Here is a 26,331-nt window from a genome sequence, read left to right on the forward strand (position 1 = left end):
AATAAATCATCATCCTGGCGTGCATCGGCTAATGCAAACGGTTATCGTTATCGCCGTGCTCCTGCCCCTGAACCTTCGCGCCGCGGCCACTGCGTTGCTGCTGGCCACCCCCTTCGCTCTCGTCGCATGCGGCTCCGACGAGGCCCAGCAGCCCGAGTCCGCCGGAAACTGCGTGACCACACCGGTCAACGTGGTCGTCAGCGTCGACCAGTGGGGCGACATCGTGTCCGCACTGGGCGGTGACTGCGCGAAGGTGACGACTGTGCTGGCGGGCTCGTCCGTCGATCCGCACGACTTCGAGCCCTCTCCCGCGGACGCGGCCAAGTTTCAGGGCGCGCAGTTGGTGGTGATCAACGGCGGGCACTACGACGAGTGGGCCGCCAAGCTGGCTCAGAGCACCGCGCCGGATGCCATCGTCCTGCAGGCCGTCGGACAGTCCGACGAGCCCTCGAACAACCCGCACGCCTGGTACAACCCGGCCGCGGTGACCGGCGTCGCCGACACACTCACCGAGGAACTGGGCCAGTTGGCTCCCGACGCGCGCGATTACTTTGCCCAGCGCCGTGCCGAGTTCACCACCTCGATGCAGCCTTATCAACAGCTGATCACCGACATCAAGACCAAGGCCCCGGGTAAGCGCTACGCGGCCACCGAAGCGGTGTTCGATGACATGGCGGCCGCCGTCGGCCTGGCCAACCAGACACCGGCGGGCTATCAGGCCGCCTCGTCCAACGAGACCGACCCGTCGCCGGCAGATTTGGACGCCTTCCTGCGCCTGCTCGCCGATCACGGGGTCGACGTGCTGATCTACAACACCCAGACCGAGGGCTCGCTGCCCAAACAGGTCCGGGCCGCCGCCGAGAGCGCCGGCATTCCGGTGGTCGATGTCACCGAAACGGTCGCGCCCGGAGCGGATTCGTTCGAGGCTTGGCAGGTGAACCAACTGACTGCGCTCGCCAAGGCGCTCGGGGTCCAGAGCTAGTGCCGGACACCGCCCAACCGCCTGCCCTCGTCTTCGACGACGTCAGCGCTGTGCGCGGGGGCCGGCTGATCTGGTCGGAGGGCACCTTTGAGATCCCGACCGGTGGCATCGTCGCGCTGATCGGTTCCAACGGATCGGGCAAGTCCACGATGCTGCAGGTCGTGCTGGGCCTGTTGCCTGCGGCCTCGGGTTCGGTGCGGGTGCTCGGCGGGGCACCCGGTGAGCACAACGATCTGATCGGTTACGTCCCCCAGGATTACGCGGCCGGTGCGGGGGAGGCCATCCGGGCCCGCGGTGCGGTGACTCTCGGGCTCACCGGCCGGCGTTGGGGATTCACCCGCACCTCGGCGGCCGACCGGGTCCGGGTCGACGAGGCCCTGGAGTGGGTCGAGGCGTCCGGGTTCGCGACCATGCGGCTGTCGGAGCTGTCCGGAGGCCAACGGCAGCGCATCGCCCTGGCCAGTGCCCTTGTCGGACATCCGAAAATGCTGATCCTCGACGAGCCGTTGGCCGCGCTCGACCTGCGCAACCAACACGAGATCGTGCAATTGCTGGCCAAACTCAACAAGGAGCTGGGCGTGACGATTCTCGTTGTCGCGCATGACCTCAACCCCCTGCTGAGCGTGCTCGACAGCGCCATCTATCTGCTCGACGGGCACGCACACCACGCCGCCATCGACGAGGTAGTGGACGCCGACCTGCTGACCCACCTCTACGGAACCCAGGTGCAAGTGGCCAACACCCCGCTGGGGCAGATGTACATGAGGAGCGTGTGATGCCGGCGGGTCTGGTTGCTGCTGGAACGTTCGCCCAAGGCAATCTGGCACTGGGCTATCAGCACAACTGGTGGCAGATTCTGACGTCGGCGTTCATGCGCAACGCATTGATCGGCGGCACGTTGGTGGCGCTGGCGGCCGGGCTCATCGGCTATTTCGTCATCGTGCGCAATACCGCGTTCGCCGCCCATGCGTTGGCGCACATCGGTCTGCCCGGTGCCACGGGCGCAGCGCTGCTCGGGCTTCCGGTCGGGTTGGGACTCGGGGCATTCTGCGTCGGCGGAGCACTGGTCATCGGGGCGCTGGGCAGCCGGGCCCACGATCGCGAGGTGGCGACCGGCACGGTGTTGGCCCTGGCCACCGGCTTCGGCCTGTTCTTCAACTCGCTGGCCACCAAGAATTCGTCCACGTTGACCAATGTGTTGTTCGGCAACCTGCTGGCCATCACCCACCAGCAGTTGCTGATGTTCACCGCGCTGCTTTTCGTATTGGCCGCGACCGTCGTATTCGTCTTCCGCCCACTGCTGTTCGCGTCGGTCAACGCGCAGGTGGCCGAGGCCAAAGGGGTGCCGGTCCGGGCGTTGTCGGTGCTGTTCATGGTGCTGTTGGGGATCGCGGTGACGATGGCGGTGCTGGCCGTGGGCACGCTGCTGTTGTTCGCACTGGTCGTCACGCCGGCCGCGACGGCAATTATGGTGACGGCCCGACCGATTCTCGCGATGACGATCTCGACCGCGATCAGCGTGGTGTCGGTGTGGGCGGGGCTCGCGGTCTCGGCGATCTTCAACATGCCGCCGAGCTTCGTGATCGTCACCATCGCGTGCGGGATCTGGCTGGCGGTGTGGACGGTTGACCGGGTGAGGGGTTCGGCGATCAACTAGCCTCGGAAAGCATGCCAAGGAGTCCCCACCCGCCACGGCGGGCCACCTTGGCTTCGTTGGCGGCCGAACTGAAGGTTTCGCGGACCACCGTCTCCAACGCCTACAACCGCCCCGACCAGTTGTCCACAGAGCTTCGCGACCGGATCTTCGATGCGGCCAAGAGGCTGGGCTACGCCGGACCGGATCCGGTGGCACGTTCGCTGCGGACCCGCCGGGCCGGTGCGGTGGGCCTGATCATCACCGAGCCGCTCAACTATTCGTTCAGCGATCCGGCCGCACTGGATTTCGTTGCCGGACTTGCCGAATCCTGTGAGGCGGTGGGGCAGGGGCTGCTGCTGGTGGCCATCGGGCCCAACCGCAGTTTCGAGGACGGTGCGGCGGCCGTGCTCGCCGCGGGGGTTGACGGATTCGTGGTGTATTCGGCTTCCGATGACGATCCGTATCTGCCGGTGGTGCGTCAGCGCCAGTTGCCGGTGGTGGTGGTGGATCAACCAAAAGACGTGCCGGGGGTATCGCGGGTCAGCATCGATGATCGCGGTGGGATGCGGCGACTGGCCGAGCACGTCGTGGAGTTGGGTCATCGCGACATCGGCTTACTGACCATGCGGCTGGGCCGGGACTGGCCGCATGAGAGCACGAAACCCGCACTGGCAGATCCAGATCGGATGCTGTCGCCGCATTTCCATGTGCAGCGCGAACGGATTCACGGCGTGTACGACGCGATGACGGCCGCCGGTCTGGCACCGGACACGCTGACGGTGGTGGAGAGCTATGAACACCTGCCGACGTCCGGCGGTGTGGCCGCCGAGGTGGCCCTGGATGCCAACCCCCGCATCACCGCGCTGATGTGCACCGCCGATGTACTGGCCTTGTCGGCCATGGATTATCTGCGCTCACGGGGCATCTACGTGCCGGGGGAGATGACGGTGACGGGGTTCGACGGGGTGCCGGAGGCGTTGCGGCGCGGCCTGTCCACGGTGGTGCAGTCCAGTGCGGCCAAGGGGCGGCGGGCCGGTGAGTTGCTGCACAGTCCGCCGCGGTCGGGTCTGCCGGTGATCGAGGTGCTGGAAACCGAGGTGGTGCGTGGGCGGACGTCGGGCCCGCCGGCCTAGGGGGTCTTGCGCGCGTCGAACAGGTATTTCAGTGCTGCCGCAACATCTTCGGGCTCGTCGACCCGGTAAGCGGCGAGGGTCTCGCCGGGCCCGACCTTGACGCCGATGTCGCCGTCGCGCAGCCTACGGAACGCCTTCTCGTCGGTGACGTCGTCGCCGAAGTAGATCACCGCCGAGGCCTCGTGCTCGTCGCGCAGGATGTCGATCGCCTCGCCCTTGTCGGTCGTGATCACGGCGAACTCGAGCACGGCCTTGCCCTCGGTCAGCTCCGCATCCCAGGTCTGCGACGCCGCGCGTGCCTGCCCCAGCGCGGAGTCGGCGTCATCAGGCTCGGCGTTGCGAACATGCAGGGCCACGCTGGCCGGTTTCAGCTCGACGGTCACCCCGGGCCGGTCGGCCGCAATCACCTGCAGCTCACCGGCGATCGTCTCGAGGAGGGCGCGATCGATGGGGCGGGCGAATCCGGAGTCGAACTCGGCGCCGTGGCTGCCGACGAGGTGCACGGCGGCGGGCATGCCCGACAGATCCCGCAGCACCTCGAGTGCCCGCCCGGAGATCAGGGCGGTCGCCGTGCCGGGCAGGTCGGCGAGCGCGACGAGGGTCTCGGCAGCGTCGCGAAGCGGACGAGCATCGGCCGGGTTGTTCACGATCGGGGCCAGCGTGCCGTCGAAATCGGAGGTGATCAGCAGCCGGGGGATGAGTGCGGCCCGGGCCAGTGCGTCCTGGAGTTCGACGGGAAGGCTCACCCGCTAGATCTTAGGTTTGTCCTCGGCGCCGATCAGCAGCCGCACCGCCAGGTCCAGTCGCTTGCTGACGTCGGTGGCCGAGGCCCGCCGAGTCAGCCAGGCCAGCAGGTTCGACAGCCACACGTCCGAGATGACCCGGGCGATGTGGTACTGGTCCTCGGTCGGCTCACCGTCGCTCATCGCGCGGGCGAACATCGAGTCCATCAGCTTGCCGACATGATCGACCTCGCCGGCAGCCGAGGCATCGGCGAAGACGAAGGCCCGCGTCATTGCCTCGGTGAGTAGCGGGTTGCGCTGCATGGCCCGGTTCAGCTTGCCCACCATGAAGCTCAGCCGCTGGTAGGGGGTGCCACCGGCGAGTGCGGCCCGGTCGGTCTTGGCGTCGATCCGCTCGAACTCCCGGCCGAGCGCGGACACCAGCAGGTGGACCTTGGAGGGGAAGTAGCGGTAGAGCGTGCCGACGGCGACATCGGCGCGCTCGGCCACGGCACGCATCTGGACGGCCTCGTAGCCGCCCTTGGAGGCGATGGCCAGCGTGGCATCGAGGATGCGTTTGCGGCGTTCGCGCTGTGCTTCTGAGCCGAGTTCGGATTCGGCGAGGACTGCCACGGTCATGACCTCACGCGGTCGGGTGTCCGACCCGGACGATTCGTTGCCTGCCTGCTGTGGTGCGCTGGACATGCGGTGTGTGGCCCCCTCTCGTCGCGTACCTGGTGGAAAACGATACGCACGGCGATCTCCTTCTACGCACCTCCGCGCCGGTAAACACACGGACGTGTCCTGCTGTGATGCGGGTCGACTTGACGGTCGAACACTGTCACCATTAGAACACGTTCTAGTGGGAAGCACGGACTTCTCGCGTTAGGGGCTAGGAGGTCCACCATGTCCGGCGCATCTGCCACCATCACCGACGAGCAGTTTGCCGCCCGTGACCTGGTGCGGAGCTGGGCGGCCGCGACCGCTACAGGCTCCGCAGTCCGATCCGGTGAACACGATGCCGATGCGTGGCGCACACCGTTTCATGGCCTCGCCGAACTAGGGATCTTCAGCGTCGCGGTTTCCGAGGAGCAGGGTGGCGCCGGCGGCACGGTCGAGGACCTGTGCGCGATGGTCGACGAGGCCGCCGCCGCACTGGCGCCCGGCCCGGTGGCCACGACGGCCCTCGCCACACTGATCGTCACCGACGAGGCCGTGCTCGAGGCCCTGGTGTCAGGTGAGCGCACCGCCGGTGCGGCGCTGAGGGCAGACCTGACGCTCGACGGCGACACGGTGTCGGGCACCGCCGAGTACGTCCTGGGGGCCGACGCCGCCGGCGTGCTGTTGCTGCCGGCCGGCGATCGCGTGGTGCTGGTCGACGCGAGTGCCGCAGGGGTGAGCGTCGAACTGCTCACCGCCACCGACTTCTCACTGCCGCTGGCCCGGGTGGTGCTCGATTCCGCGCCCGCGCAGGTGCTCGATGTCTCCCGGCAGCGGTTCGAGGACATCACCGTGGCCGTGCTGGCCGCCGAGGCCGCCGGTTTGGCGCGCTGGACCCTGCAGACCGCCACCGAGTACGCCAAGGTGCGCGAGCAGTTCGGCAAGCCGATCGGCAGTTTCCAGGCCGTCAAGCACATGTGCGCGGAGATGCTGCTGCGCTCGGAGCAGATCTCGGTGTCGGCGGCGGACGCGGCGCGCGCGGTGTCGGAGTCCGATGATTCCCAGCTGTCGATCGCCGCTGCGGTGGCGGCGGCCGCAGGTATCGACGCAGCCGAGGCCAACGCCAAGGACTGCATCCAGGTGCTCGGCGGTATCGGCATCACCTGGGAGCACGAAGCACATCTGTATCTGCGTCGCGCATACGGCATTTCGCATGCGCTCGGTGGCCGACGCCGGTGGATCCGCCGGATCTCGGCACTCACCCAGCAGGGCGTGCGTCGTGAACTGCGTATCGATCTGGAGTCGGTGGCCGACCTGCGCCCCGAGATCAGCGCGGCTGTCGCCGAGGTGGCCGCGCTGCCGGCCGAAAAGCGGCAGGTGGCCCTGGCCGAGTCCGGCCTGTTGGCTCCGCACTGGCCACGTCCCTACGGCCGCAACGCAACTCCGGGCGAACAGCTGCTGATCGATCAGGAGCTCGCCGCGGCCGAGGTGGAGCGTCCGGACCTGGTGATCGGGTGGTGGGCGGTGCCGACCGTCCTCGAGCACGGCAGCCCCGAGCAGATCGACCGGTTCGTGCCGGCCACGCTGCGCGGTGACCTGGCCTGGTGCCAGCTGTTCTCCGAGCCGGGTGCCGGGTCCGACCTGGCCGCGCTGCGCATGAAAGCCGTTCGGGCAGAAGGCCCCAACGGCGAGCCGGGATGGAAGCTGACCGGGCAGAAGGTGTGGACCTCGGCGGCGCAGAAGGCGCACTGGGGTGTGTGCCTGGCTCGCACCGATGCCGACGCTCCGAAACACAAAGGCATCACCTATTTCCTGATCGACATGAAGTCGCCCGGCATCCTGATCCGCCCGCTGCGCGAGATCACCGGCGACGAACTGTTCAACGAGGTGTTCTTCGACGACGTGTTCGTGCCCGACGAGATGGTGGTGGGCACCGTCAACGACGGCTGGCGGCTGGCGCGCACGACGCTGGCCAACGAGCGCGTGGCGATGGCCGGCGGGACGGCACTGGGCAATCCGATGGAGGAGCTGCTGCGCACCCTCGGTGCGCAGTCGGATGTGGACCCCGCCGATCTGGACCGTCTCGGCGGCTTGATCCTGACGGCTCAGGTGGGCTCACTACTGGATCAGCGGATCGCCCAGCTGGCGGTCAGCGGTCACGACACCGGTGCACAGGCCAGCGCCCGCAAGCTCATCGGTGTGCGCTACCGGCAGACGCTGGCGGAGTTCCGGCTGGAACTGTCCGACGGCGGCGGTGCGGTGCGCAACCGGGAAGTCCATGACTTCCTCAACACGCGCTGCCTGACGATCGCCGGCGGCACCGAGCAGATCCTGCTGACCGTCGCCGGTGAGCGGTTGCTCGGCCTACCGCGCTGATATAGATCGGGGTTGGTGCCCCCGTAGGTAGCCGGCCAGCATCGTGACGACGCCGTCCTCGAGTTGTTCGGCATCGGCCGGCGCTTCGCAGGCCAACAGGCGGTGGGTCAGCGATTCGACGGTGGTGACCACCATGCGCGCCGCGAATGCGGTGTCGGGCACGCCCACGTCAGAGTGGTTGTCCAGCAAGGCTTTCGCGGCGCTTACCGCGTCCGCTTCGGCGTGGTGTAACCGCGTCAGCAGAGCCGGTGATCGAGGGGCCTCCTCGAACAGCACGCGGTGCAGACGGGTGTCGTCGCGGTGGTTGTCGATGGCTGCCCGGACGAACAGCCGCAGCAGGTCTTCGAGTGATTCGGGCAGACCACCGGCAGCGCGCTCGCGCAGTAGTGCCGTACCGGCGTCCACATGTGCGTCGATCAGCGCCGACAGGATCGCGTCCTTGTTCGGGAAGTACTGATACAGCGAGCCGATCGACAGATCCGCCGCTGCGGCAATGCGGTTGGTGGTACCCGCGGCGTACCCATACTCGGCGAAAATGCGAGCCGCCGCCTGGAGGATGGCCTGCCGGGTGTCGACGGCGCGTTGCTGTCTGGGCTGCTTACGGGGACGAAACCGGTCGGTCGGGGTCATCGTCGCCTCCGTACGAAAAGCGAGTAGTCAGCCGCCGCGCGCCTCTCGAAAATTGGTGACATGCAGCGCATCCATGTTGAAACGATTCTGCCCACCGACACCGGACGAGTGTGGCAGGCCATGCAACAGGTCCCGACGTTCCTCTACGTCTGCCGCGGCTTGTTCGGCGTGCCGGCCCTGGCCGGGCGTACCGAACCGTTCCGGGCCGGGGATCAGGGCACCGGCTGGCTGTTCGCCTTCCACGTGATCCCGGCCTACCGGCACACGATCGAGGTTCGCGATGTCGACGTCACCACCCGCACGATCCGCACCCACGAGTACGGCGGGGTGCTGCGGTCCTGGGACCACACACTGCACGTCGAAGCGGTCACCGATCGGTCGTGCCGGTACAGCGACAGCGTCGAGATCGACGCCGGGCGGCTCACTGCTGTGGTGGCGGCGCTTGCCCGCGGGATCTACGCCTACCGGCACCGCCGGTGGCGCAAGCTCGTGGGCAAGCACATGTCAGAACACGACGCGTGAGCGCCGGTTAGAACCCGGTCGTAGCGCAGGCGCTCGGCGTGGTGAGGTTGACTCCGCCCCAGGTCACGTGGATGTCCGAGCAGATGATGAATTTGTCCGCGGTGTTCGGCTGTCCCGTCTGCCATTTGGTGGGTGTCGATACGCCGTCGATGGTGAAGCGTTCGATCGGACCGCCGCCGAAGTAGGTCGCCGAGATCTCGACTTTGTTGACCGACCGGTACAACTTCGACAGGACGTTGTCGTGGTTGGAGCCCTTGATCTCCCGCGGCATCCCAGCCGGGGCACTGTAGGACGCTTCCTGCCACGTGTCCTTGTTGGAACTGCGCAGGGTGATCGTCTGCCGCGCCCAGGCGTCACCGGGGAACCCGGTCGGGCCGTCCGGGGTCAGCAGATTCGCCGAGGTGTTGAAGTTGCACGTGGTGCCCGAACAGTCGGCGTTGACGTGCATCTCGATCGTGCCCTGGGGGCTCGGGATCGAGCTGACGGCCGAGTTGGCGGCGGCCGTGGCCGACGTGGGAAACGCCAGCGCAGCCGCGGTCAGCACTGCTGCCGTGCTCGCTGCGGGAAGCCTGTTGATCGTCATCGTCAAGAAAGGTATCCGCTCGTTACTCGTCGTAGGTGACTTCGACTGAATCCGACACCGGCGTGGCCTGGCAACCCAGGATCAGGCCCTCGTCCAGATCGGACGGTTCGAGCACGTCGTTGATCTTCATCTCGACGTCCCCGGACTTCTTGAGCACCGCGCAGGCGCCACAATGGCCTTCGCGGCAGGAGAACGGTGCGTCCAGGCCCTTGTCCAGCAGGACGTCGAGCAGCGTGGCCGACCGTGGCCAGCGGATCTCTTGGGTGGTGCCGTCCAGGGTGACGATCGCGGTGGCCGGGCCCTGGTCGCTGTCGTCGTCTTCCTGGATCACCACAGCGGCGAACGGGTCGGAATCCAGTGACTTGAACACCTCGATGTGGATGTTCTCGTCGGAGGTGCCGGCCTGCTGCAGCGCCTGCTCGGCTGCCGCCATGAACGGTCCCGGCCCACAGATGAAGGCCTCGCGCGCGGCATAGGGGGCGACGATCCCGGCGAGTGCGGTCGGGCTGGGCAGACCCTGGACGGTTTCCAGCCAGTGCACGACGGTGAACCGGTCGGGGTACTTGGCTGCCAGTTCACGGAGGGTCGCCCCGAAGATGACCGAGTTCTCGTCGCGGTTGGCATAGACGAGGACGACGTTGCCGGTGCCCTCGGCGAGCGCGGACTTGCAGATCGCCATCATCGGGGTGATGCCGCTGCCGGCCGCCAGCAGCAGGAAGTCGGTGTCGAGGTTGCGCGGCACGAACGTGCCCGACGGGGCCAGCACGTGCATCTTCATGCCGGCATGTGCGTTGTCGCACAGCCAGTTCGAGGCGTAGCCGTCGACGGTCCGCTTGACCGTGACGGTCAGCTGATCGTCTGTCACCGGCGAGCTGGAGAGTGAATAGCAACGGGCCACTGAGCCGGTGCGGTCGCTCGGCACCCGCAGGGTCAGGAACTGGCCCGGGGAGTAGCGCAGGCGCTCGGCGGGGATCTGGGATCCCTCGGGCACGGCAAACACCAGGGAGCGTGCGTCCGCCGTCTCCTCGATGACCGCACTCACCTGCAGTTCGAGCACATGGCTGCCCAATGGCTCATCAGTCACGACTGGAACCCTCTCATCCTTCATAACTAGAACATGTTACAAAAACGTACTTGCCCAGGTCCAGCCCTGCATTACAAGGCCCTACTCGACACAAATCGTAACGTGTTCTAATCTCTGTCTAGGCGGTCAGCTCGCGCTCATCGCAGTCCGATTCTTGGGAGGCATTTCCGTGACATCCATTGAACAGCGTGACGTGCAGGCGGTTCTGGCCGGCATCGACGAACTGCTGCCGACGCTGCGTGAGCGCGCTCAGGAGACCGAGGATCTGCGCAAACTGCCCGACGCGAACGTCAAGGCACTGGAGGACATCGGTTTCTTCAAGCTCCTGCAGCCCGAGCAGTGGGGTGGTCTGCAATGCGACCCGACGGTTTTCTACGAGGCGGTCCGGCGGCTCGCCAGCGCTTGCGGTTCCACCGGCTGGGTGGCCGGCATCATCGGTGTGCACAACTGGCACCTGGCCCTGTTCGATCAGCAGGCCCAGGAGGATGTCTGGGGTGAGGACACCGCGGTGCGGATCTCCTCCTCCTATGCCCCGATGGGTGCCGGTGTGGTGACCGAGGCTGCTGACGGCTACATCGTCAACGGCGCCTGGAACTGGTCCTCGGGTTGCGATCACGCCAGCTGGGCGTTCCTGGGTGGCCCGGTCATCAAGGACGGCCGGCCGGTCGATTTCGGCAGCTTCCTGATCCCGCGCACCGACTACCAGATCGACGACGTCTGGAACGTCGTCGGCCTGCGTGGCACCGGCAGCAACACCGTCGTGGTCAAGGACGTGTTCGTGCCCAAGCACCGCTTCCTTTCCTACAAGGCGATGAACGACGGCACGGCCGGTGGGTACCAGACCAACACGGCTCCGGTGTACAAGATGCCTTGGGGCACAATCCACCCCACCACCATCTCGGCCCCCATCGTCGGTATGGCCTACGGCGCCTACGACGCGCACGTCGAGCATCAGGGCAAGCGTGTCCGCGCCGCCTTCGCCGGTGAGAAGGCCAAGGACGATCCGTTCGCCAAGATCCGGATCGCCGAGGCCGCGAGCGACATCGACGCCGCCTGGCGTCAGCTGTCCGGCAACGTCGCCGACGAGTACGCACTGCTGAAGGCCGGCGAGGAGATCCCGTTCGAGCTGCGTGCCCGCGCCCGTCGCGATCAGGTGCGTGCCACCGGCCGCGCCATCGCCTCGATCGACCGGCTGTTCGAGGCCTCGGGTGCCACCGCGCTGTCCAACGATGCTCCGGTGCAGCGCTTCTGGCGTGACGCCCATGCCGGCCGGGTGCACGCGGCCAACGATCCCGAGCGCGCCTACCTCATCTTCGGCAACAACGAGTTCGGCCTGCCCCCGGCCGACACGATGGTCTGATACATGACTGCTACGCAAGAGATTACGTTCGAATCCACCTCGCGGTACGCGCAGGTCCGCGATGACATGCGGCTGCACTACCACGAGGCCGGTGACCCGAATGCGCAGACCATCGTGCTGTTGCACGGCGGTGGGCCCGGCGCATCGAGCTGGTCGAACTTCGGCCGCAACATCGCGGTGCTCGCCGAGCACTACCACGTGATCGCCGTCGACCAGCCCGGCTACGGACACTCCGACAAGCACACCGAGCACGAGCAGTACAACCGCTACAGCGCCAAGGCACTGCTCGGTCTGTTCGACCACCTCGGCCTGCAGGGCCGGATCCCGCTGCTGGGCAACTCGCTCGGCGGCGGCACCGCGGTCCGCTTCGCGTTGGACTACCCGGACCGCGCGGGCAAGCTGATCCTGATGGGCCCGGGCGGCCTGTCGGTCAACCTGTTCGCGCCGGACCCGACCGAGGGCGTCAAGGCGCTCGCCAAGTTCAACTTCGAACCGACGCGTGAGAACCTCGAAGCCTTCATCCGGATCATGGTGTTCGACCAGAAGCTGGTCACCCCTGAACTGGTCGACGAGCGGTTCGCGATCGCCAGCACGCCGGAGTCGCTGGCCGCCACCCGAGCGATGGGTAAGTCGTTCGCCGGTGCCGACTTCGAGCTCGGCATGATGTGGCGCGAGGTGTACAAGCTGCGTCAGCCCGTGCTGCTGATCTGGGGCCGCGAGGACCGGGTCAATCCGCTCGACGGTGCATTGGTCGCGCTGAAGCAGATTCCGCGGGTTCAGCTCCATGTCTTCGGGCAGTGTGGACACTGGGCTCAGGTCGAGAAGTTCGACGAGTTCAACAAACTCACCATCGATTTCCTTGGGGGTTAGCAGATGAGCATCAAGGCACTCGGCTACATGCGCATCGAGGCCACCGACGTGGCGGCGTGGCGCCAGTTCGGCGTGAAGGTTCTCGGCATGGTGGAGGGCGAGGGTTCGATCCCGGACGCGCTCTACCTGCGGATGGATGACTTCGCGGCTCGTCTGGTGATCGTGCCCGGCGACCAGGACCGGCTGTTGATCTCCGGCTGGGAAGTTGCCGACGCTCCTGCCCTGCAGAGCTTGCGCGAGAGCCTGTCCAAGGCGGGCGTCGATTTCGTCGAAGGCACAAGGGACGAGGTCCGTGAGCGCCGGGTCGAGGGTCTCATCCGGTTCTCCGATCCCGCCGGCAACGTGCTCGAGGCGTTCTACGGTGCGCAGTATCTGGGTCGCCGGTTCGTCAGCCCCTACGGCCACAAGTTCGTCACCGCCGAGCAGGGCCTCGGGCACGTGGTTTTGACGTGCAACGACGACGCCGCGGCCCAGGCGTTCTATCAGGACGTGCTGGGCTTCAAGCTGCGCGATTCGATGCAGCTGCCCCCGCAGCTCGCGGGTCGCCCGGCCGACGGCGATCCGGTCTGGCTGCGCTTCTACGGCTGCAACCCGCGCCACCACGCGCTGGCGTTCATGCCGATGCCCAACCCGACCGGCATCGTCCATCTGATGGTCGAGGTGGAGAACTCCGACGACGTCGGCCTGTGCCTGGACCGTGCCAACCGCCGGAACGTGAAGATGTCGGCGACACTCGGCCGGCACATCAACGACAAGATGCTGTCCTTCTACATGAAGACCCCGGGTGGGTTCGACATGGAATTCGGTTGTGAGGGACTGGAAGTCGAGGATGAGAGCTGGATCGCCCGCGAAAGCGTGGGGATCAGCCTCTGGGGCCACGACTTCTCCGTCGGATTCAAGTGACACAGGCTTTTTCATGACACAGGCTCAGCCGCTCGACCCGCGCACCTTCCGAAATGTGCTCGGCCAGTTCTGTACTGGCGTCACGGTGATCACCACCGTTCACGACGACGTGCCGGTCGGCTTTGCCTGCCAGTCGTTCGCCGCGCTGTCGCTCGACCCGCCGCTGGTTCTGTTCTGCCCCACCAAGCAGTCCCGCGCCTGGCAGGCCATCGAGGCCAGCGGGAAGTTCTGTGTGAACATGCTGCACGAGAAACAGCAGCACGTGTCCGCGCAATTCGGCTCCAAGGCTCCGGACAAGTTCGCCGGGATCGACTGGACGCCCTCGGAACTCGGCTCCCCGGTGATCGACGGGACCCTCGCCCACATCGACTGCAACGTGCACTCCGTGCACGACGGTGGAGACCACTTCGTGGTGTTCGGTTCGGTGCATTCGCTGTCCGAAGTGCCCAAACTCAAGCCTCGGCCGCTGCTGTTCTACCGCGGCGAGTACACCGGGATCGAACCGGACAAGAACACTCCGGCGCAGTGGCGTGATGACCTGGAAGCGTTCCTCACCACCACCACGTCCGATACCTGGCTCTAACTTTTCTTCGTTGACACAGGCTGGGCCCTCTCCTCACGGAGGGGGCCCAGTTCGTGTTTCAGCACATATTTACGTGCCAGAAAGTCAGGGTAGGCATACCTATTGATATTTAGGGAAACCTAAGCTAATTTTTGGTCGTTCCTCAGTCAATTATCAGTTTCAGGAGATTTCGTGCCCCTACCTGCCCTCTCCTCCGGCGACACCCCAGTGGTGAGTCGGAAGGATCGGTTCCTTCTCGCCGGCGTCGCAATGGTGAGTGCCAGCGCTATCGCGGTCACCCCGGTGGCCCAGAACAGCACGGTCATTCAGCAGGCGCAAAGCTTCGCCTATGACCTGACGGCGGCGACGATGGACGCCACCGCCTCGCCGATCGACGTCTACGGGACCCTGGTCAGCAACACATTCGGCAACCTCCAGTCTCTGGGTGCCGCACTCGCGGCGAACCCGGCGCCGTTGCTGAACCAGGTGCTGGAGAACCAGCTGGGTTACGCCGGGAAGTTCGGCGCCGCGTTCGAGGCGATCCCCACCAACCTGCAGAACTGGTACAACGGCCCCAACGGGCAGGAGCGGTTGGCGCAGGCCCAGGCCGCACTCGAGGCCGGCGATATCGGTGAGGCGTACCGGTGGTTCAACCACTCCATGCTGTACGCGTTCCAGGGCGCCTTCGGTTCGCTGATCGCTCCCGGATTCATCCTCTCGGGCATTCCGCGTGGCGGGACCGAGTACCTGACCGGGATCCCGGAGCAGATCGCGCAGAACTTCACGAATCTGATCGGCGCGACCTTCACCTCGAGCGTGGTCGTGAGCGCCTTGTTCCAGGGCGCCTTTGCCTCGGTCAGCGGCCCGGCGTTCGAGCTCGCCCGCGTTGCTGAGGCGATCAGCACCAGCGTGGCCGCCGGAGACGCGCAGGGCGCCTTCAATGCCGTCGTCAACACGCCGGGGATCCTGGTCAACGCGGCGCTCAACGGATTCAAGTACGCCGATCCCGACCCTGAGTCGGGAACCGGGGGCTACACCGAGTGGCCGGCCCTGCTCACCTGGGCCGAGCCCGGCGAGCAGGGAGGTGCCCGGGTGGTCGCGGGTCTTCTCCAGAATCTGCTGGTGAACCTGCCGAAGAGCTTCGCCGATGCCATCGACAACACCCCGGAGGTCCCCGCCCCGTCGGCGGTGCCGACGAGTGTGGCGGCGCAGCTGGTTTCCGCGGTTACACCCAAGGCGGCGCTGACTGAGTCGGTCGTCGAGTCTGCGAAGGAAGCGACTCTGGCCGTCGAGGCTCCGAAGGCCGAGACCCCGGCAGTGGAGTCTCCCAAGGTCGCCGTCGAGACCCCGAAGGTCGCAACCCCCGTCGTCGAGGCCGTGAAGGTTGAGACCCCGGTCGCCAGTGCTGTTCCGGCAGCCACGGAAGAGGCCGCCGACAAGTCTGTCGCCACGCCTGCTGCCGACAAGACGGCCGACGCCGATGCCGATGCGAAGACCACGGGCAAGGCCAAGATCACGGACCGGATCAAGGCCAAGGTCCACGAGGCCAAGGAAGCCCGCCAGGCCAAGGCGAAGGAAGCCAAGGAGGCGAAGGCCAAGTCGAAGGAAACCAAGGCCAAGGCCAAGGCGACCAAGGCCGGCGATGCCGGCAAGTCCGGCGACTCCAAGGGGAGCTCGGGCTCTGACTCGTAACAAGTAGCACGATGCGTAGCTGGGCCCCACCCGCCAGGGTGGGGCCCAGTTTCGTTTGCGCCTCGACACGACCGACTATCAGCTTGACCAACTGATCAAAGATGCCATTGACAACCAGGCCCGCGAATGTAACGGTTTGATCGAACGATCAAATCATCGAAAGGATGGCCATGGCAGGCAGAGTCGAGGGCAAGGTAGCCCTCGTTACCGGAGCGGCACGCGGGCAGGGGCGCAGCCATGCGCTGCGATTGGCGCAGGAGGGCGCCGACATCATCGCCGTCGACGTCTGCAGCCCGATCACAGACACCAGTGCGATCCCGGCGTCGACCCCGGACGATCTGGCCGAGACGGCTGATCTGGTCAAGGGGCTGAACCGCCGGATCGTCACGGCCGAACTCGACGTGCGGGATTTCGATGCACTCAAGGCGGCGGTAGACAGCGGTGTCGAGCAGCTTGGCCGCCTCGACATCGTGGCGGCCAACGCCGGTATCGGCAACGGTGGGGATGTGCTGCACGAGACCAAGGAATCCGACTGGGACGACATGATCGGCGTCAACCTGTCGGGTGTTTGGAAGACGGTGAAAGCCGCGGTCCCCCATGTGATTTCCGGCGGCCGGGGCGGATCGATCATCCTCACCAGCTCGGTCGGCGGGCTCAAGGCCTACCCCCACACCGGTCACTACATCGCGGCCAAGCACGGGGTGATCGGCCTGATGCGTAGCTTTGCCGTCGAGTTGGGTCAGCATTCGATCCGGGTGAACGCGGTGTGCCCGACGAACGTGAACACCCCGATGTTCATGAACGAGGGCACTATGAAGCTGTTCCGTCCCGACCTGGAGAACCCGGGCCCCGACGACATGGCCGTCGTCGCACAGCTCATGCACGTGCTTCCGGTCGGGTGGGTGGAACCGGTCGATATCAGTAACGCGGTGCTGTTCCTGGCTTCCGACGAGGCTCGCTACATCACCGGTCTGCCGGTCACCGTGGACGCCGGGAGCATGCTCAAGTAGCAGCCCGGCCGGTGCCGAAGCGGCGGAGGAATCGTTCGACGAAGGCGCGGAACTCGGCGTGGCCCTCGGTCACGCCGACCGCCTCTTCGTTGCACAGGCTGCGGGCGGACTGGGTGAGCAGCATCGACATCACCACCGGCGGAAACTCCTCCATGTCCACGCCGTGGGCGCGCAGCACTCCGGCCATGGCCGTGGCTTCGATGTCGCGGACCCGTTCGGAGTAGGCCTTGAGTTCGGCACCAATTGCCTTGCGGTGATTGGCCAGCGCCATGAACTCCGTGTTCAGCCCCGTCACCCGCGAGTCGGAGTTGATCAACCACAGCGCCCGGAGCGGATCGTCGGTGGTGATGGCCTCGCGCAGTCGCGCCAGGGCGGCGTCGGCGCCGCTGCGCAGCACCGAGATGAACAGGTCGTCGAGGGTGTCGAAGTAGTAGTAGACCAGCGCCGAGCGCACGCCGGCCACGGCCGCGATGCGCCGGGTGGTGGCCGCCGCGTAGCCCTCGTCGCGAATCACCTGGGCGGTCGCCTCGATCAGGCGCTTGCGGGTGCCCGCGTCCTTGTCCTTGACCGCGCGTGCCCCGGCCATCAGCCCAGCCTCCGAAAAACATTGCCGGACAAAGGATGTTTCTGGCCGTCCAAGAACCTTGACCGCCAAAGGCCGGGGGTGGTAAGCATGAGCCATCCTAACGGTTTGATCGATTGATCAAATTCAGAACTGAGGAAACAGATGCCCGATGACGTGAGCGCGGTCCAGGTCCGGGTCGACGCCGGCCTGTGCGAGGGCCATGCGCTGTGCATCCAACTTGCCCCCGAGGTGTTCGACCTGTCCGACGACGAGGTGGCCAGTGCTGCCCGGCCGGAAGGGCAGTGGAGTCAAGGCACCTGGGACAACGTCAAATCCGCCGTCGACGCCTGCCCGCGTCAGGCGATCAGCCTGCTCAACACCAGCATGAAAGGCCAGTGAGCCATGACCGATCTCGCCGCAGTCGACTATTTCGCCGATCCGGCCGTCACTCAGGATCCGTACGACTACTACGAGTACCTACGCAGCAACGGGCCGGTGTTCGCCGAACCGCATCACGGTGTGGTGGCGGTGACCGGTTACCAGGAAGTGATGGCGGCTTTCAAGGACCATGGGTCGTTCTCGGCGGTGAACGCGATCGGTGGCCTGTTTCCGCCGCTGCCGTTCGAGCCCGAGGGCGACGACATCAGTGAGCAGATCGAGGCGCACCGCCACCTGTTCCCGATCCATGAGCACATGGTGGTGATGGACCCGCCGCAGCACGAGCGGGCCCGCTCACTGCTGAGCAGGTTGCTCACGCCGCGGCGCCTCAAGGAAAACGAGGACTACATGTGGCAACTGGTCGATCACCAGATCGACCAGTTCATCGGCAACGGCAAATGCGAGTTCCTGTCCGAATACGCCAAACCCTTTGCGACCTCGGCGATCATCGACCTGCTGGGCGTTCCGGAGCAAGACCGGCCCGAGTTCCTCGCCGAGTTGGGCGCGGGGCCTCCGGAGGGCAACCATGTCGGAGCCCTGGACGGGTCGGCCGTGGGCCGCGATCCGCTGGGGTATCTGGACGACAAATTCGCCGGGTACCTCGCCGAGCGTAGACGCGAGCCGCGCGGAGATGTGCTGTCCGGCATGGCCACCGCCACCTATCCCGACGGCTCGACCCCGGAGCTGCTCGAGGTGGTCAAGCCGGCGACCTTCCTGTTCGCGGCCGGGCAGGAAACCGTCACCAAGCTGCTCACTGCCGCCGTGCAGACGCTGGGTGACTATCCCGAGTACCAGCAGAAGCTGCGCGAGAATCCGGACGGCATACCGACTTTCATCGAGGAAGCCCTGCGCATGCACGCGCCGACGAAGGTCGACTTCAGGCTGGTCCGCAAGACCACCACACTCGGGGGAGTGCACCTGAAGGCCGGCACCATCGTGATGTTGTGCCTGGGTGCGGCCAACCGCGATCCCCGTAAGTTCGAGGATCCACAGGTGTTCCACCCGGATCGCAAGAACGTCCGCGAGCACATCGCCTTCGGCCGCGGCATCCACACGTGCGCCGGGGCGCCGTTGGCGCGGGTCGAAGGGCAGATCACCGTCCGTCGTCTGCTGGACCGCATGCGCGACATCACCATCGATGCATCCGTACACGGCCCGGCCGGGCAACGGAACTACAACTACGAGCCGACGTTCCTGTTGCGGGGACTCACCGAACTGAACATCGAGTTCACCCCAGCCTAGGACTCACCGGAGTACCCGTACTCGGCCATGATTGCCTGCAGTTGGGCATCTCCCACGCGGGCAATGAATCTCAGCACTGCCGGTCCGTTGCCGACCCCGCGGTCGTGTTCCGGACCGCCTGATACAGCGGCGTGTGGTTGTCTTCGGCAACGGCAGTCACGTCGGCGCCGGCGTCTAGCAGGATGGTCACGATGTCGACGCTGTCGCTCTGGGCGGCGAAGTGCAACGGTGTCATCCCGACGTTGTCGACGGCGTTGACGTCGGCGCCCAACGCGAGCAGTCGCGTCGTGTTCTCGATCCGAAACTGGTTGCCGATCCGGAAATTCTCGGCCGCAAGCTGAGGGTCCTTCAAAGCGGCGGTGTAGTTCAGGCCGACCGGATCGCTCGTCACGGCATAGTGCAGTGCCGTCCGGCCCGCACGATCGGTACCGACCGGATCATCGCGCGGCACCACTCGGCGGTCGTTCCGGCGGCCAGGAGTGAACCTGAACTTCACCGGCAAACCGTATCAACGCACGGCGATACGGATGTTCTTCACTTGCTGGAACTCGTTGAGCCCTTCGATGCCTCCGGTCCTGCCGGACCCGCTCTGCTTGTAGCCGCCGTAGGGGCCCTGCGGAGAGATCTGGCTGAACTGGTTGATCCACACCGACCCGGATTCCAGCCGGCGGGCCACGCGATGCGCGCGGTTGAGGTCGGTCGTCTGGACGAATGCGTTCAGACCGTACGGGGTGTCATTGGCGATCCGTATCGCCTCGTCCTCGTCGCGGAACCTCATCACGGAGACCACGGGCCCGAAGGTCTCCAGCTGCGCAAGATCCGATGAGTTGTCCACGCCCCCGAACACCGTCGGCTCGACGTAGTAGCCATCGGAGAGATCGCCACCGATCCGCTTGCCGCCCAGCAGCAATTCACCCGCACTACTCGATACCGCGGTGTCGACGGCGGCCAGGATCCGGTCGGCGGCGGCCTGGCTGATCACCGGCCCGAATGTGGTCGAGGGATCCATCGGATCGCCGATCCGGGCCGCACCGACCACCCGGAGAAACCGCTCCACGAATTCGTCGTACACCGCGTCGTGCACCAGTATCCGGCTGGCGCACGCGCAGCTCTGTCCCGCTTGCATCAGTGGGCCCTGATGCGCCGACAGCGAGGCGGCCAGGTCCAGGTCGGCTTCGGCGAAGATGAGGTTGGCCGATTTGCCGCCCAGCTCGGTCACCACCGGAGTCAGATTCGTTGCGGCGGCCTGTAATACCTTGCGCGCGGTCGCGCCTCCGCCGGTGAAGGCGATTTTGCCGATACCGGGATGACGTACCAGGGCGTCGCCGCCCTCGGCGTCGGCCGGGACGACGGTCACCAGCCCCTCCGGTAGTCCCGCCTCGAGACACAGCTCGCCGAAGCGTAGCGCCGCGAACGGTGCGAGTTCGGACGGCTTCAGAACCACGGCGTTGCCGGCGGCCAGTGCCGGGGCGACACACGATGCCGTGACGACCAGAGAGCCGTTCCACGGCGTGATGACGCCGACGACCCCGTACGGCTCGCGTTCGACGAGATTGATGTCGAATGACCCGTCGACCGGCGTGGTCACCCCGTGCGGCTTGTCGGCGTAACCCGCGAAGTGTCGGAGGAACCGTTCGAGAAGCGTTGCGGTGCCGGCGAACGAGACCGGCACCGCGTAGTCGGCCACGTTGAGCTTCGCAAGTTCGTCGAGGTGCTCGTGCACCACGTCGGCCAGGTCGATCAGCATGTCCCGACGCCGGTCGACGGTCAGTGAGACCCACTCGCGCTGCGCCTTGGCCGCCGTCTGTACCGCCTGGTCGATCTCGGCCGCGCCGGCCAGATCCACGGTCCCGTTCGGTTGGCCGGTGGCGGGGTAGATGTGCTCGAACTTCATGCTTCGGCTTCCCACTCCTCGAGCGCTCGTTGCTTCTGCTCGCCGATCACCTGGTTCAGGTGCGAGGCCTTGGGCCACCCGTAGTAGGCCGCGAAATGCAGTGCCAGCTCGTCCATTTCCTCGAAGGACACGTCGCGACTCTTCAATGCGGCGTAGACGTGGCTGATGATCGGAATGGGTGCGTCCTGAAACGCCACACATGCCACGGTCACCAGGCGACGTTCCTTCATGCCGAGCCCGGGACGCAGCCACATCTCCCCGAAGACGAAGTTGAGGATGCCGGCACCTGAGAAGGGATTGTCCCGAGTCGGCGTGTATGGCATGCAGTTGACGTCCCGGAAGGACTGCTCGCCGCACAGCAACCGGTCCTCCGGATCACTCGGCGTCGTCAACGGCAGCAACGGCTCGGGCGCAGGCGGGGTCAGGCCACGTTCGCGGTGGATTCTGGCCCACTCCTCGTCGACCACGCCGTTGAACCGTGATGCCTTGGGCCAGCCGGCGTAAACGGCGAAATGCAGGACGGTTTCCCGCATTTCGACGATAGAGACGTCGCCGCTGTTGAGTGCGGCATAGACGTGGTCGCGCAAGGGCTCTTCCGCATCGGCATCCGCGACACAGGCCAGCGTGACGAATCGCCGGTCCCGACGGCTCAATGCGGTGCGCGGCCAGACCTCGGCGAACACGAAGTCCACGAGGTTGGTGGTCGCCGGGGAATCATCCTCGGGCGCGGCGAACGTCATCACCTCGGCGAACTCGCGGCGTCCGCGCTCGGTCCGGGTATCGGATGCGGTCATCGGATCGTCGCCCCGGCGTCGACCTTGAATTCCAGCCCGGTGACGTGTCGGGCCTCGTCGGAGATCAGGAAGAGCACCGCATTGCTGATGTCCAGCGCGTCGGTCATCTGGATCGGCAGCGCGTTCTGGAAAATCGCCCCGAGGTCCTGTCGGGTCTCGTGGATCAGGGTGTGCAGGGTATCCGGCCGCAAGCCCGTGGCGACTCCGGTGGGATGCACTGTGTTGACCCGGACATTCGCCGCGGCAAGCTCATTGGCCAAGGCGCGACTGAGGCCGACCACACCGTGCTTCGATGCCGTATACGGGGTATGTAGCGGTGAGCCCTTGATCCCGGCCACCGAACTGACGTTGATCAGGCTGCCGCCGCGTTCCACCAGGTGCGGCAGTGCGGCCGAGCAGGTGTTCCAGGTGCCGATCAGGTTCACGTCCACGACGGTGCGCCATTGCTCGGCGGTGGTGGTGTCCCAGGTGCCCGCGGTCAGCACCCCGGCGTTGGCGATCGAGGCATCCAGACCGCCCAGCTTCTCGACGCCGTCGGCGACCGCGGCGCTCAAAGCCTCGCCGTCACGCACGTCGACCACGTAGGGCAGTGCCTGACGGCCGAGTTCCCGGACGAGACGCGCGGTTTCGTCCAGATCATCGCGGGTCGCCAGTGGGTACTCCACCTGGGGTAGCGACTCACAGATGTCGACGAGGATCACGTCGGCACCTTCCTCGGCCAGGCGTACCGCGTGACTTCGGCCCATACCGCGTGCTGCGCCGGTGATCAGCACGCGCTTGCCGGCTACCCGCCCGCTCATAGCTTGTTGGTGAAGCCGGCGTCGACGGGGAGGGTGACCCCGGTGACGTACTTGGCGGCGTCGGACACCAGGTAGCTGATGGTCGCGCTGATGTCCTCCGGTTCCAGCAGCGAGACCGGCATCGGATTCTGCAGATGCGGGCCACCGTCGGGGTAGTTCTCCAGGAACGCCGTCATCGCCGGGTTGACCGCCATCATGGTGTTGACCGCGGTCGGGTGCACCGTGTTGACCCGGATGCTGTGTGGGGCAAGGGCATTGGACAGCGTGCGCATCAGCCCGACAATGCCGTGCTTGGATGCCGCATAGCCCAGCCCGCCGCCCTGCATGCCGCCGAAGCCGCGCAGTCCGGCGGTGGAACTGGTGAAGACGATCGATCCGCCCCGTCCACCTTCGATCAAGTGGGGGATGGCGGCCTTGGCGGTGTGGAACGAGCCGACCAGGTTCACGCTGACCGCATCGGTCCACATCTCGAGGTCTTCTTCGATGGTCACTTCGCGAAACGCTGTGGGGGCAACGCCGGCATTGGCGAGCACGATGTCCAACCGCCCGAACTGCTCGACACCCGCGTCGAGTGCGGCCTTGAGTGCATGGAAGTCGCGGACATCGGCGACCGTGGCGACCATCTTTCCGCCCGCGGCCTCGACCAGAGCGACCGTCTCGTCGAGTTCGGCGCGGCTGGCCATCGGGTAGGGGTTGGAAGCGATCTCGGCGCAGATGTCCACACCGATGATCGCGGCGCCTTCCTTGGCGAGCGTCACCGCGTGACTCCGGCCCTGACCACGGGCCACCCCGGTGATGAAGGCGACTTTTCCGTCCAGATTTCCCATTGATCCTCACTCCGCCGAATGGCTGTAACCGTGTTACAGCGGTACGGTAACCTGGTTACTCTCCAACGGCAAGGGTGTTCTCAACAGTGGTGGAAGAACGGGATCGGATCCTCGACATCGTGGTGGAACTCCTCGAGACCGAGGGCTACGACGCGGTGCAATTGCGGGAGGTGGCACGCAGGGCCAAGACCTCACTGGCCACGATCTACAAGCGCTATTCCACCCGCGACGAGTTGATCCTCACCGCCCTTGATTCGTGGATGGCCGAGAACCGGTATTCGGGACTCGCCATGACCGGGCATGCGCTGGAACGCGGCGAGTCGTTGTACGACGGGCTGATGCGAATGTTTCGCACCATCTTCGAACCGTGGGAAAAACACCCCGACATGCTCCGGGCATACTCGCGCGCCAGGGCCGCACCCGGCGGCGACCGTCTGGTGCGCCGCGGTCTCGACACCGTCGTGCCCACGGGTCTGTCCATCCTGTCCGGGGTCGACGAGGAATTCGTGCACGATGTCGACACCATCGTGACCAGCCTGGTGTTCGGCCTGGTCGGCCGATTCACCGCGGGCGAGATCGACATCACCGAGATCCTGCCCAGCCTCGACCGGACGATCTACTGGCTCACCGCAGGGTACGAGGCCGGCCGTTAGCCGATCTGCGCGTCGATGAACTCCACGATGTCCGCTGCTACCTCACGGTGCACGGACTCGTTGAGAATGTCATGGCGGCCGCCGTCAAACTCCTTGAACTGCAACGGTTCTATCTGCTCGGCGCAGGCTTTCACGGGCCCGGCCGGGGCGATGACATCGGCCGAACCGTGCACGGCCAACGTAGGCACCGCGAGCTTGGGCAGTTCCGCACCGAACCGGTCCCAGGCTCGGTCCAACTCGCGGGTGAGCGCGGCTCCGTCGGCGTCGACGAAGGCCAGCGGGTCGTTCTCCAGGCTGTCGAGGTAGAACGGATCGGACGAGAGCCAGTTCGGATCCAGGTCCAATGAGGTGTCCCGGTCCAGCATTTCGGGGAGCGGCACCAGCGGGGCGCCGGAAATGACCCCAGCGCGGTACCGGTCCGGTTGGCCGAGCAAGCGGAACAGGGTCACCACCGAACCGAACGAATGTCCCTGTGCCACCAGCGGTATGCCGGGTGTCTCGTGCTCGGCGACGGCGGTGAGCGCCTCGGCCAGGGACGAACTGTCCTCGATCGAGCCGAAGTCGCCTCGGGCGCCCGGAGTCAGGCCATGGCCGAACTGGTCGACTGCCCACAGGTCGACGCCGGCGGCGTTGAGGGCGAATCCGTAGCGGTGATAGACCCCGGTGTGCTCACCGAATCCGTGCAGAAAGATCACGGCTGCGCGGGGTTGCGGGGCGGCCCAGTGCCGGTAGTAGGCCCGCCCGCGGTCGTGCTCGATGAATGGCATGTCCACCACTGCACCAAGGTCGGCCCGCAGCCGCAAGGATTTGGCTCAGCGAGCACATCAGTCGAACGGTGGCCGCCAGCGCAGTCCGGGGAACCGCGCGAACGCGCGATCGGTAGTGATCCAAGTGGCGCCGTTCTCGATGGCCAGCGCAGCGTGGAAGGCGTCGGGAACGGCATTCGCCTTCGCGCCGGTATCGGCGCAGAGCGAGTCGAAGATGGCCCAGTGCCGCGGCCCCGGCCGTAGCGGCACCGCCGAGGGTGCCGACCGGATCGCCCGGCACGCATCGAATGCCTGAGCCGTTGAACTCGGTTCGCGGAAGACCCGGTGGTTGGTCAACAGCCGAATCACGCCGGAGAGCACCAGATCGCTGATGCCGACGGGCTCGTCCGCCCTGAGGGCGTCCGAAAGCCATGCCACGTATCGCTCATGTTGGACGCTGTCCTGGCGGATGGCGTAGATCAAAATGTTGACGTCAGGGAGAAGCATTGTCGCCCAACAGATCGGCGAGCGCATCCTGGTCGTCGAGGTCGACTCCGGGGCGCAGGCCACCGCTGCCGTGGGTCGGCAATCGAAACTGTGTGGTGCCGCTTTCGGCGCCGATGCGACTCAGCATCTCGCGCAGTGCATCCTCTACTACCGAGCCGAGTGAGCGGGACGTGCGCGCCGCGACAATTTTGGCCTCGGCCAGCAGATCATCGGCAATGTTGACCGTCGTCCGCATGCCATCATCATAACATCAACCATGATGCATCATGATGCGTACGGAGGCGTCCTCCGCTTCAGGCGCTGGCCGAGCGCGTGTGCGGCCAGCAGCAACGCCTCACCGAGCGCGGCCTGGCGTCGGGCATCGAAACGCATCTCCACTCCGGTGAGGCTCAGCGCCCACATCGGCTGACCGAGCTCGTTGAACACCGCTGCCCCGATACCCCAGCTGCCCTCGACGATCAGCCCCGGGTTGACCGAGTACCCGCTGGCCCTGGTCTGTTCGATGCGGCGTCGAAGCTGGGCCGGTGAGTGCGCCGCACCCCAATCCGCGGTCAGGTCAACACGATCGAGATACGCCGCGATCTCCGAATCCGGAAGATGCGCGAGCATGACGATCCCGGCCGACGCGACACCGAGGGGGAACCGCTTGCCCGGATACAGCACATGTGAGCGGAGCGGGAAGCTGCCTTCTTCGGCGGACACGCATACCGATTCATCGCCCCGGCGGGCTGACAGGAATGCGCTTTCCCCGGTATCGCGCGTCAGCGTGCGGAGAATGTCGGTGGCCAGCGGAGCGGCGTCATAGCGGGTGGCGGCCACCGAACCCAGCAGGTAGACCTCCGGACCCAGGAACCACAACCCGGAGTCGGATGCGCGGTCGACGAGGCCTTCGCCGGCCAGCGCGGTGAGCATGCGGTGCGCGGTCGCCCGGGGCATGTCCGTCGTGCGGGCGAGCTCGGTTGTGGTGAGCCCCTCCGACCGGGCGTCGGCGAGGGCACGCAGGATCGCTGCGGCCCGCGTGATCACGGGAGGCCCAGGTGCACCGTCGGTCACAGCCACCCACTCTAGCGTCCACTCAGTGGACGCCGGTGGCGCGTGGTGTCATCTGAGCGGACACAACCCGGCCGGTGCACTGATGGG

Annotated in this window: 30 protein-coding genes; 15 read left to right on the plus strand and 15 right to left on the minus strand. The window is 66.2% G+C overall.

Annotation, left to right across the window (positions count from 1 at the left end):
* Positions 1–31 precede the first annotated feature (31 nt).
* The 4 genes from ACZYZF_RS19860 to ACZYZF_RS19875 are packed head-to-tail and all read left to right on the plus strand — an operon-like array spanning position 32 to position 3,751.
* The gene (locus tag ACZYZF_RS19860) at positions 32–982 is read left to right on the plus strand and encodes a metal ABC transporter solute-binding protein, Zn/Mn family (RefSeq protein ID WP_463836581.1); all 951 of its coding nucleotides are present in this window, start codon (positions 32–34) and stop codon (positions 980–982) included.
* Positions 982–1,758 (plus strand): metal ABC transporter ATP-binding protein, encoded by a 777-nt coding sequence (locus ACZYZF_RS19865; protein WP_463836582.1) that lies wholly within the window; start codon positions 982–984, stop codon positions 1,756–1,758. Before ACZYZF_RS19860 ends, ACZYZF_RS19865 begins: the two co-directional genes overlap by 1 nt.
* Positions 1,758–2,639: a metal ABC transporter permease gene (locus ACZYZF_RS19870; RefSeq protein ID WP_463836583.1), complete on the plus strand. Its 882-nt coding sequence runs from the start codon at positions 1,758–1,760 to the stop codon at positions 2,637–2,639. The genes ACZYZF_RS19865 and ACZYZF_RS19870 overlap by 1 nt, the downstream gene beginning before the upstream one ends.
* An 11-nt stretch (positions 2,640–2,650) precedes the next feature.
* Positions 2,651–3,751, plus strand: a complete 1,101-nt coding sequence (locus ACZYZF_RS19875; protein ID WP_463836584.1) for a LacI family DNA-binding transcriptional regulator — start codon at positions 2,651–2,653, stop codon at positions 3,749–3,751.
* Here ACZYZF_RS19875 and otsB read toward each other — a convergent pair.
* Positions 3,748–4,497 (minus strand): trehalose-phosphatase, encoded by a 750-nt coding sequence (otsB, locus tag ACZYZF_RS19880; protein ID WP_463836585.1) that lies wholly within the window; start codon positions 4,495–4,497, stop codon positions 3,748–3,750. The two genes, ACZYZF_RS19875 and otsB, sit on opposite strands and share 4 nt — an antisense overlap.
* A 3-nt stretch (positions 4,498–4,500) precedes the next feature.
* Positions 4,501–5,106, minus strand: a complete 606-nt coding sequence (gene kstR, locus ACZYZF_RS19885) for a cholesterol catabolism transcriptional regulator KstR (RefSeq protein WP_164480958.1) — start codon at positions 5,104–5,106, stop codon at positions 4,501–4,503.
* A 273-nt stretch (positions 5,107–5,379) separates the two neighbouring features.
* Here kstR and ACZYZF_RS19890 point away from each other — a divergent pair, with 273 nt between their 5' ends.
* Positions 5,380–7,509: an acyl-CoA dehydrogenase gene (locus tag ACZYZF_RS19890; protein WP_463836586.1), complete on the plus strand. Its 2,130-nt coding sequence runs from the start codon at positions 5,380–5,382 to the stop codon at positions 7,507–7,509.
* Here the strand turns inward: ACZYZF_RS19890 and ACZYZF_RS19895 are convergent.
* The gene (locus tag ACZYZF_RS19895; protein WP_463836587.1) at positions 7,498–8,139 is read right to left on the minus strand and encodes a TetR/AcrR family transcriptional regulator; all 642 of its coding nucleotides are present in this window, start codon (positions 8,137–8,139) and stop codon (positions 7,498–7,500) included. The two genes, ACZYZF_RS19890 and ACZYZF_RS19895, sit on opposite strands and share 12 nt — an antisense overlap.
* A gap of 60 nt (positions 8,140–8,199) precedes the next feature.
* Between ACZYZF_RS19895 and ACZYZF_RS19900 the strand changes: the two genes are divergently transcribed.
* Positions 8,200–8,661: a hypothetical protein gene (locus tag ACZYZF_RS19900; protein ID WP_463836588.1), complete on the plus strand. Its 462-nt coding sequence runs from the start codon at positions 8,200–8,202 to the stop codon at positions 8,659–8,661.
* Positions 8,662–8,668: 7 nt separating this feature from the next.
* Here ACZYZF_RS19900 and ACZYZF_RS19905 read toward each other — a convergent pair whose 3' ends face one another.
* Positions 8,669–9,238, minus strand: a complete 570-nt coding sequence (locus ACZYZF_RS19905) for a hypothetical protein (RefSeq protein WP_463836634.1) — start codon at positions 9,236–9,238, stop codon at positions 8,669–8,671.
* A 28-nt stretch (positions 9,239–9,266) separates the two neighbouring features.
* Entirely contained in the window at positions 9,267–10,328 is a 1,062-nt protein-coding gene (locus ACZYZF_RS19910) for a 2Fe-2S iron-sulfur cluster-binding protein (RefSeq protein ID WP_463836589.1), read from the minus strand.
* 169 nt (positions 10,329–10,497) lie between these two features.
* Here ACZYZF_RS19910 and hsaA point away from each other — a divergent pair, with 169 nt between their 5' ends.
* From hsaA to ACZYZF_RS19940, 6 genes are all read left to right on the plus strand, one after another.
* The gene (hsaA, locus tag ACZYZF_RS19915; RefSeq protein WP_463744014.1) at positions 10,498–11,688 is read left to right on the plus strand and encodes a 3-hydroxy-9,10-secoandrosta-1,3,5(10)-triene-9,17-dione monooxygenase oxygenase subunit; all 1,191 of its coding nucleotides are present in this window, start codon (positions 10,498–10,500) and stop codon (positions 11,686–11,688) included.
* Positions 11,689–11,691: 3 nt separating this feature from the next.
* Positions 11,692–12,558, plus strand: a complete 867-nt coding sequence (gene hsaD / locus ACZYZF_RS19920; protein WP_463744015.1) for a 4,5:9,10-diseco-3-hydroxy-5,9,17-trioxoandrosta-1(10),2-diene-4-oate hydrolase — start codon at positions 11,692–11,694, stop codon at positions 12,556–12,558.
* A 3-nt stretch (positions 12,559–12,561) separates the two neighbouring features.
* The gene (gene hsaC, locus ACZYZF_RS19925; protein WP_463744016.1) at positions 12,562–13,461 is read left to right on the plus strand and encodes an iron-dependent extradiol dioxygenase HsaC; all 900 of its coding nucleotides are present in this window, start codon (positions 12,562–12,564) and stop codon (positions 13,459–13,461) included.
* Between the two features lie 13 nt (positions 13,462–13,474).
* Positions 13,475–14,044 carry a 3-hydroxy-9,10-secoandrosta-1,3,5(10)-triene-9,17-dione monooxygenase reductase subunit gene (hsaB, locus tag ACZYZF_RS19930; protein WP_463744017.1) on the plus strand — a complete coding sequence of 190 codons (570 nt, stop codon included), beginning with the start codon at positions 13,475–13,477 and terminating at the stop codon, positions 14,042–14,044.
* 171 nt (positions 14,045–14,215) lie between these two features.
* Complete coding sequence (locus tag ACZYZF_RS19935; RefSeq protein WP_463744018.1) at positions 14,216–15,715, plus strand: hypothetical protein; 1,500 nt, start codon at positions 14,216–14,218, stop codon at positions 15,713–15,715.
* A gap of 170 nt (positions 15,716–15,885) precedes the next feature.
* Positions 15,886–16,725 carry a mycofactocin-coupled SDR family oxidoreductase gene (locus tag ACZYZF_RS19940; protein ID WP_463744019.1) on the plus strand — a complete coding sequence of 280 codons (840 nt, stop codon included), beginning with the start codon at positions 15,886–15,888 and terminating at the stop codon, positions 16,723–16,725.
* Here the strand turns inward: ACZYZF_RS19940 and ACZYZF_RS19945 are convergent.
* Positions 16,718–17,311, minus strand: a complete 594-nt coding sequence (locus ACZYZF_RS19945) for a TetR/AcrR family transcriptional regulator (protein WP_463744020.1) — start codon at positions 17,309–17,311, stop codon at positions 16,718–16,720. The two genes, ACZYZF_RS19940 and ACZYZF_RS19945, sit on opposite strands and share 8 nt — an antisense overlap.
* A gap of 141 nt (positions 17,312–17,452) precedes the next feature.
* On the opposite strand from ACZYZF_RS19945, the gene ACZYZF_RS19950 reads away from it, so the two are divergent.
* Both ACZYZF_RS19950 and ACZYZF_RS19955 read left to right on the plus strand, forming a co-directional pair.
* A complete protein-coding gene (locus tag ACZYZF_RS19950; RefSeq protein ID WP_463744021.1) occupies positions 17,453–17,689 on the plus strand; it encodes a ferredoxin in 237 nt (78 codons plus the stop codon).
* Positions 17,690–17,692: 3 nt separating this feature from the next.
* Positions 17,693–18,970 (plus strand): cytochrome P450, encoded by a 1,278-nt coding sequence (locus ACZYZF_RS19955; RefSeq protein ID WP_463744022.1) that lies wholly within the window; start codon positions 17,693–17,695, stop codon positions 18,968–18,970.
* A gap of 70 nt (positions 18,971–19,040) precedes the next feature.
* On the opposite strand, the gene ACZYZF_RS19960 is transcribed toward ACZYZF_RS19955, so the two are convergent.
* From ACZYZF_RS19960 to ACZYZF_RS19980, 5 genes are read right to left on the minus strand one after another with little or no spacing between them, the layout of a single operon-like run.
* Complete coding sequence (locus tag ACZYZF_RS19960; RefSeq protein ID WP_463836590.1) at positions 19,041–19,466, minus strand: ankyrin repeat domain-containing protein; 426 nt, start codon at positions 19,464–19,466, stop codon at positions 19,041–19,043.
* 12 nt (positions 19,467–19,478) lie between these two features.
* Entirely contained in the window at positions 19,479–20,864 is a 1,386-nt protein-coding gene (locus ACZYZF_RS19965) for an aldehyde dehydrogenase family protein (RefSeq protein WP_463836591.1), read from the minus strand.
* Positions 20,861–21,658, minus strand: coding sequence for a carboxymuconolactone decarboxylase family protein (locus ACZYZF_RS19970; protein ID WP_463836592.1), 798 nt, complete (start codon positions 21,656–21,658; stop codon positions 20,861–20,863). The genes ACZYZF_RS19965 and ACZYZF_RS19970 overlap by 4 nt, the downstream gene beginning before the upstream one ends.
* Complete coding sequence (locus tag ACZYZF_RS19975; protein WP_463836593.1) at positions 21,655–22,458, minus strand: mycofactocin-coupled SDR family oxidoreductase; 804 nt, start codon at positions 22,456–22,458, stop codon at positions 21,655–21,657. Before ACZYZF_RS19975 ends, ACZYZF_RS19970 begins: the two co-directional genes overlap by 4 nt.
* Positions 22,455–23,285, minus strand: coding sequence for a mycofactocin-coupled SDR family oxidoreductase (locus tag ACZYZF_RS19980; protein ID WP_463744027.1), 831 nt, complete (start codon positions 23,283–23,285; stop codon positions 22,455–22,457). The genes ACZYZF_RS19975 and ACZYZF_RS19980 overlap by 4 nt, the downstream gene beginning before the upstream one ends.
* 86 nt (positions 23,286–23,371) lie before the next feature.
* Between ACZYZF_RS19980 and ACZYZF_RS19985 the strand changes: the two genes are divergently transcribed.
* A complete protein-coding gene (locus tag ACZYZF_RS19985; RefSeq protein WP_463744028.1) occupies positions 23,372–23,938 on the plus strand; it encodes a TetR/AcrR family transcriptional regulator in 567 nt (188 codons plus the stop codon).
* Here the strand turns inward: ACZYZF_RS19985 and ACZYZF_RS19990 are convergent.
* From ACZYZF_RS19990 to ACZYZF_RS20005, 4 genes are read right to left on the minus strand one after another with little or no spacing between them, the layout of a single operon-like run.
* The gene (locus tag ACZYZF_RS19990; protein WP_463836594.1) at positions 23,935–24,705 is read right to left on the minus strand and encodes an alpha/beta hydrolase; all 771 of its coding nucleotides are present in this window, start codon (positions 24,703–24,705) and stop codon (positions 23,935–23,937) included. The genes ACZYZF_RS19985 and ACZYZF_RS19990 overlap by 4 nt on opposite strands.
* A gap of 57 nt (positions 24,706–24,762) precedes the next feature.
* Entirely contained in the window at positions 24,763–25,218 is a 456-nt protein-coding gene (locus ACZYZF_RS19995; RefSeq protein WP_463836595.1) for a TA system VapC family ribonuclease toxin, read from the minus strand.
* Complete coding sequence (locus ACZYZF_RS20000; RefSeq protein ID WP_463744031.1) at positions 25,178–25,426, minus strand: ribbon-helix-helix domain-containing protein; 249 nt, start codon at positions 25,424–25,426, stop codon at positions 25,178–25,180. Before ACZYZF_RS20000 ends, ACZYZF_RS19995 begins: the two co-directional genes overlap by 41 nt.
* A 29-nt stretch (positions 25,427–25,455) precedes the next feature.
* Positions 25,456–26,244: an IclR family transcriptional regulator gene (locus ACZYZF_RS20005; RefSeq protein ID WP_463836596.1), complete on the minus strand. Its 789-nt coding sequence runs from the start codon at positions 26,242–26,244 to the stop codon at positions 25,456–25,458.
* Positions 26,245–26,331: the final 87 nt, after the last annotated feature.

Source organism: Mycobacterium sp. IDUB_24 (assembly GCF_055419385.1).

Bases quoted from the DNA above. Each gene is read 5' to 3' on its own strand.
- ACZYZF_RS19890 (WP_463836586.1), top strand. From the start codon at position 5,380: ATGTCCGGCGCATCTGCCACCATCACCGACGAGCAGTTTGCCGCCCGT.
- hsaC (WP_463744016.1), top strand. From the start codon at position 12,562: ATGAGCATCAAGGCACTCGGCTACATGCGCATCGAGGCCACCGACGTG.
- ACZYZF_RS19900 (WP_463836588.1), top strand. From the start codon at position 8,200: ATGCAGCGCATCCATGTTGAAACGATTCTGCCCACCGACACCGGACGA.
- ACZYZF_RS19995 (WP_463836595.1), bottom strand. From the start codon at position 25,218: ATGCGCTCGCCGATCTGTTGGGCGACAATGCTTCTCCCTGACGTCAAC.
- ACZYZF_RS19980 (WP_463744027.1), bottom strand. From the start codon at position 23,285: ATGGGAAATCTGGACGGAAAAGTCGCCTTCATCACCGGGGTGGCCCGT.
- hsaD (WP_463744015.1), top strand. From the start codon at position 11,692: ATGACTGCTACGCAAGAGATTACGTTCGAATCCACCTCGCGGTACGCG.
- hsaB (WP_463744017.1), top strand. From the start codon at position 13,475: ATGACACAGGCTCAGCCGCTCGACCCGCGCACCTTCCGAAATGTGCTC.
- ACZYZF_RS19990 (WP_463836594.1), bottom strand. From the start codon at position 24,705: ATGCCATTCATCGAGCACGACCGCGGGCGGGCCTACTACCGGCACTGG.
- ACZYZF_RS19950 (WP_463744021.1), top strand. From the start codon at position 17,453: ATGCCCGATGACGTGAGCGCGGTCCAGGTCCGGGTCGACGCCGGCCTG.
- ACZYZF_RS19860 (WP_463836581.1), top strand. From the start codon at position 32: ATGCAAACGGTTATCGTTATCGCCGTGCTCCTGCCCCTGAACCTTCGC.
- ACZYZF_RS19970 (WP_463836592.1), bottom strand. From the start codon at position 21,658: ATGACCGCATCCGATACCCGGACCGAGCGCGGACGCCGCGAGTTCGCC.
- ACZYZF_RS19945 (WP_463744020.1), bottom strand. From the start codon at position 17,311: ATGGCCGGGGCACGCGCGGTCAAGGACAAGGACGCGGGCACCCGCAAG.
- ACZYZF_RS20000 (WP_463744031.1), bottom strand. From the start codon at position 25,426: ATGCGGACGACGGTCAACATTGCCGATGATCTGCTGGCCGAGGCCAAA.
- ACZYZF_RS19965 (WP_463836591.1), bottom strand. From the start codon at position 20,864: ATGAAGTTCGAGCACATCTACCCCGCCACCGGCCAACCGAACGGGACC.
- ACZYZF_RS19955 (WP_463744022.1), top strand. From the start codon at position 17,693: ATGACCGATCTCGCCGCAGTCGACTATTTCGCCGATCCGGCCGTCACT.
- ACZYZF_RS19940 (WP_463744019.1), top strand. From the start codon at position 15,886: ATGGCAGGCAGAGTCGAGGGCAAGGTAGCCCTCGTTACCGGAGCGGCA.
- ACZYZF_RS19870 (WP_463836583.1), top strand. From the start codon at position 1,758: ATGCCGGCGGGTCTGGTTGCTGCTGGAACGTTCGCCCAAGGCAATCTG.
- ACZYZF_RS19975 (WP_463836593.1), bottom strand. From the start codon at position 22,458: ATGAGCGGGCGGGTAGCCGGCAAGCGCGTGCTGATCACCGGCGCAGCA.
- ACZYZF_RS19875 (WP_463836584.1), top strand. From the start codon at position 2,651: ATGCCAAGGAGTCCCCACCCGCCACGGCGGGCCACCTTGGCTTCGTTG.
- ACZYZF_RS19895 (WP_463836587.1), bottom strand. From the start codon at position 8,139: ATGACCCCGACCGACCGGTTTCGTCCCCGTAAGCAGCCCAGACAGCAA.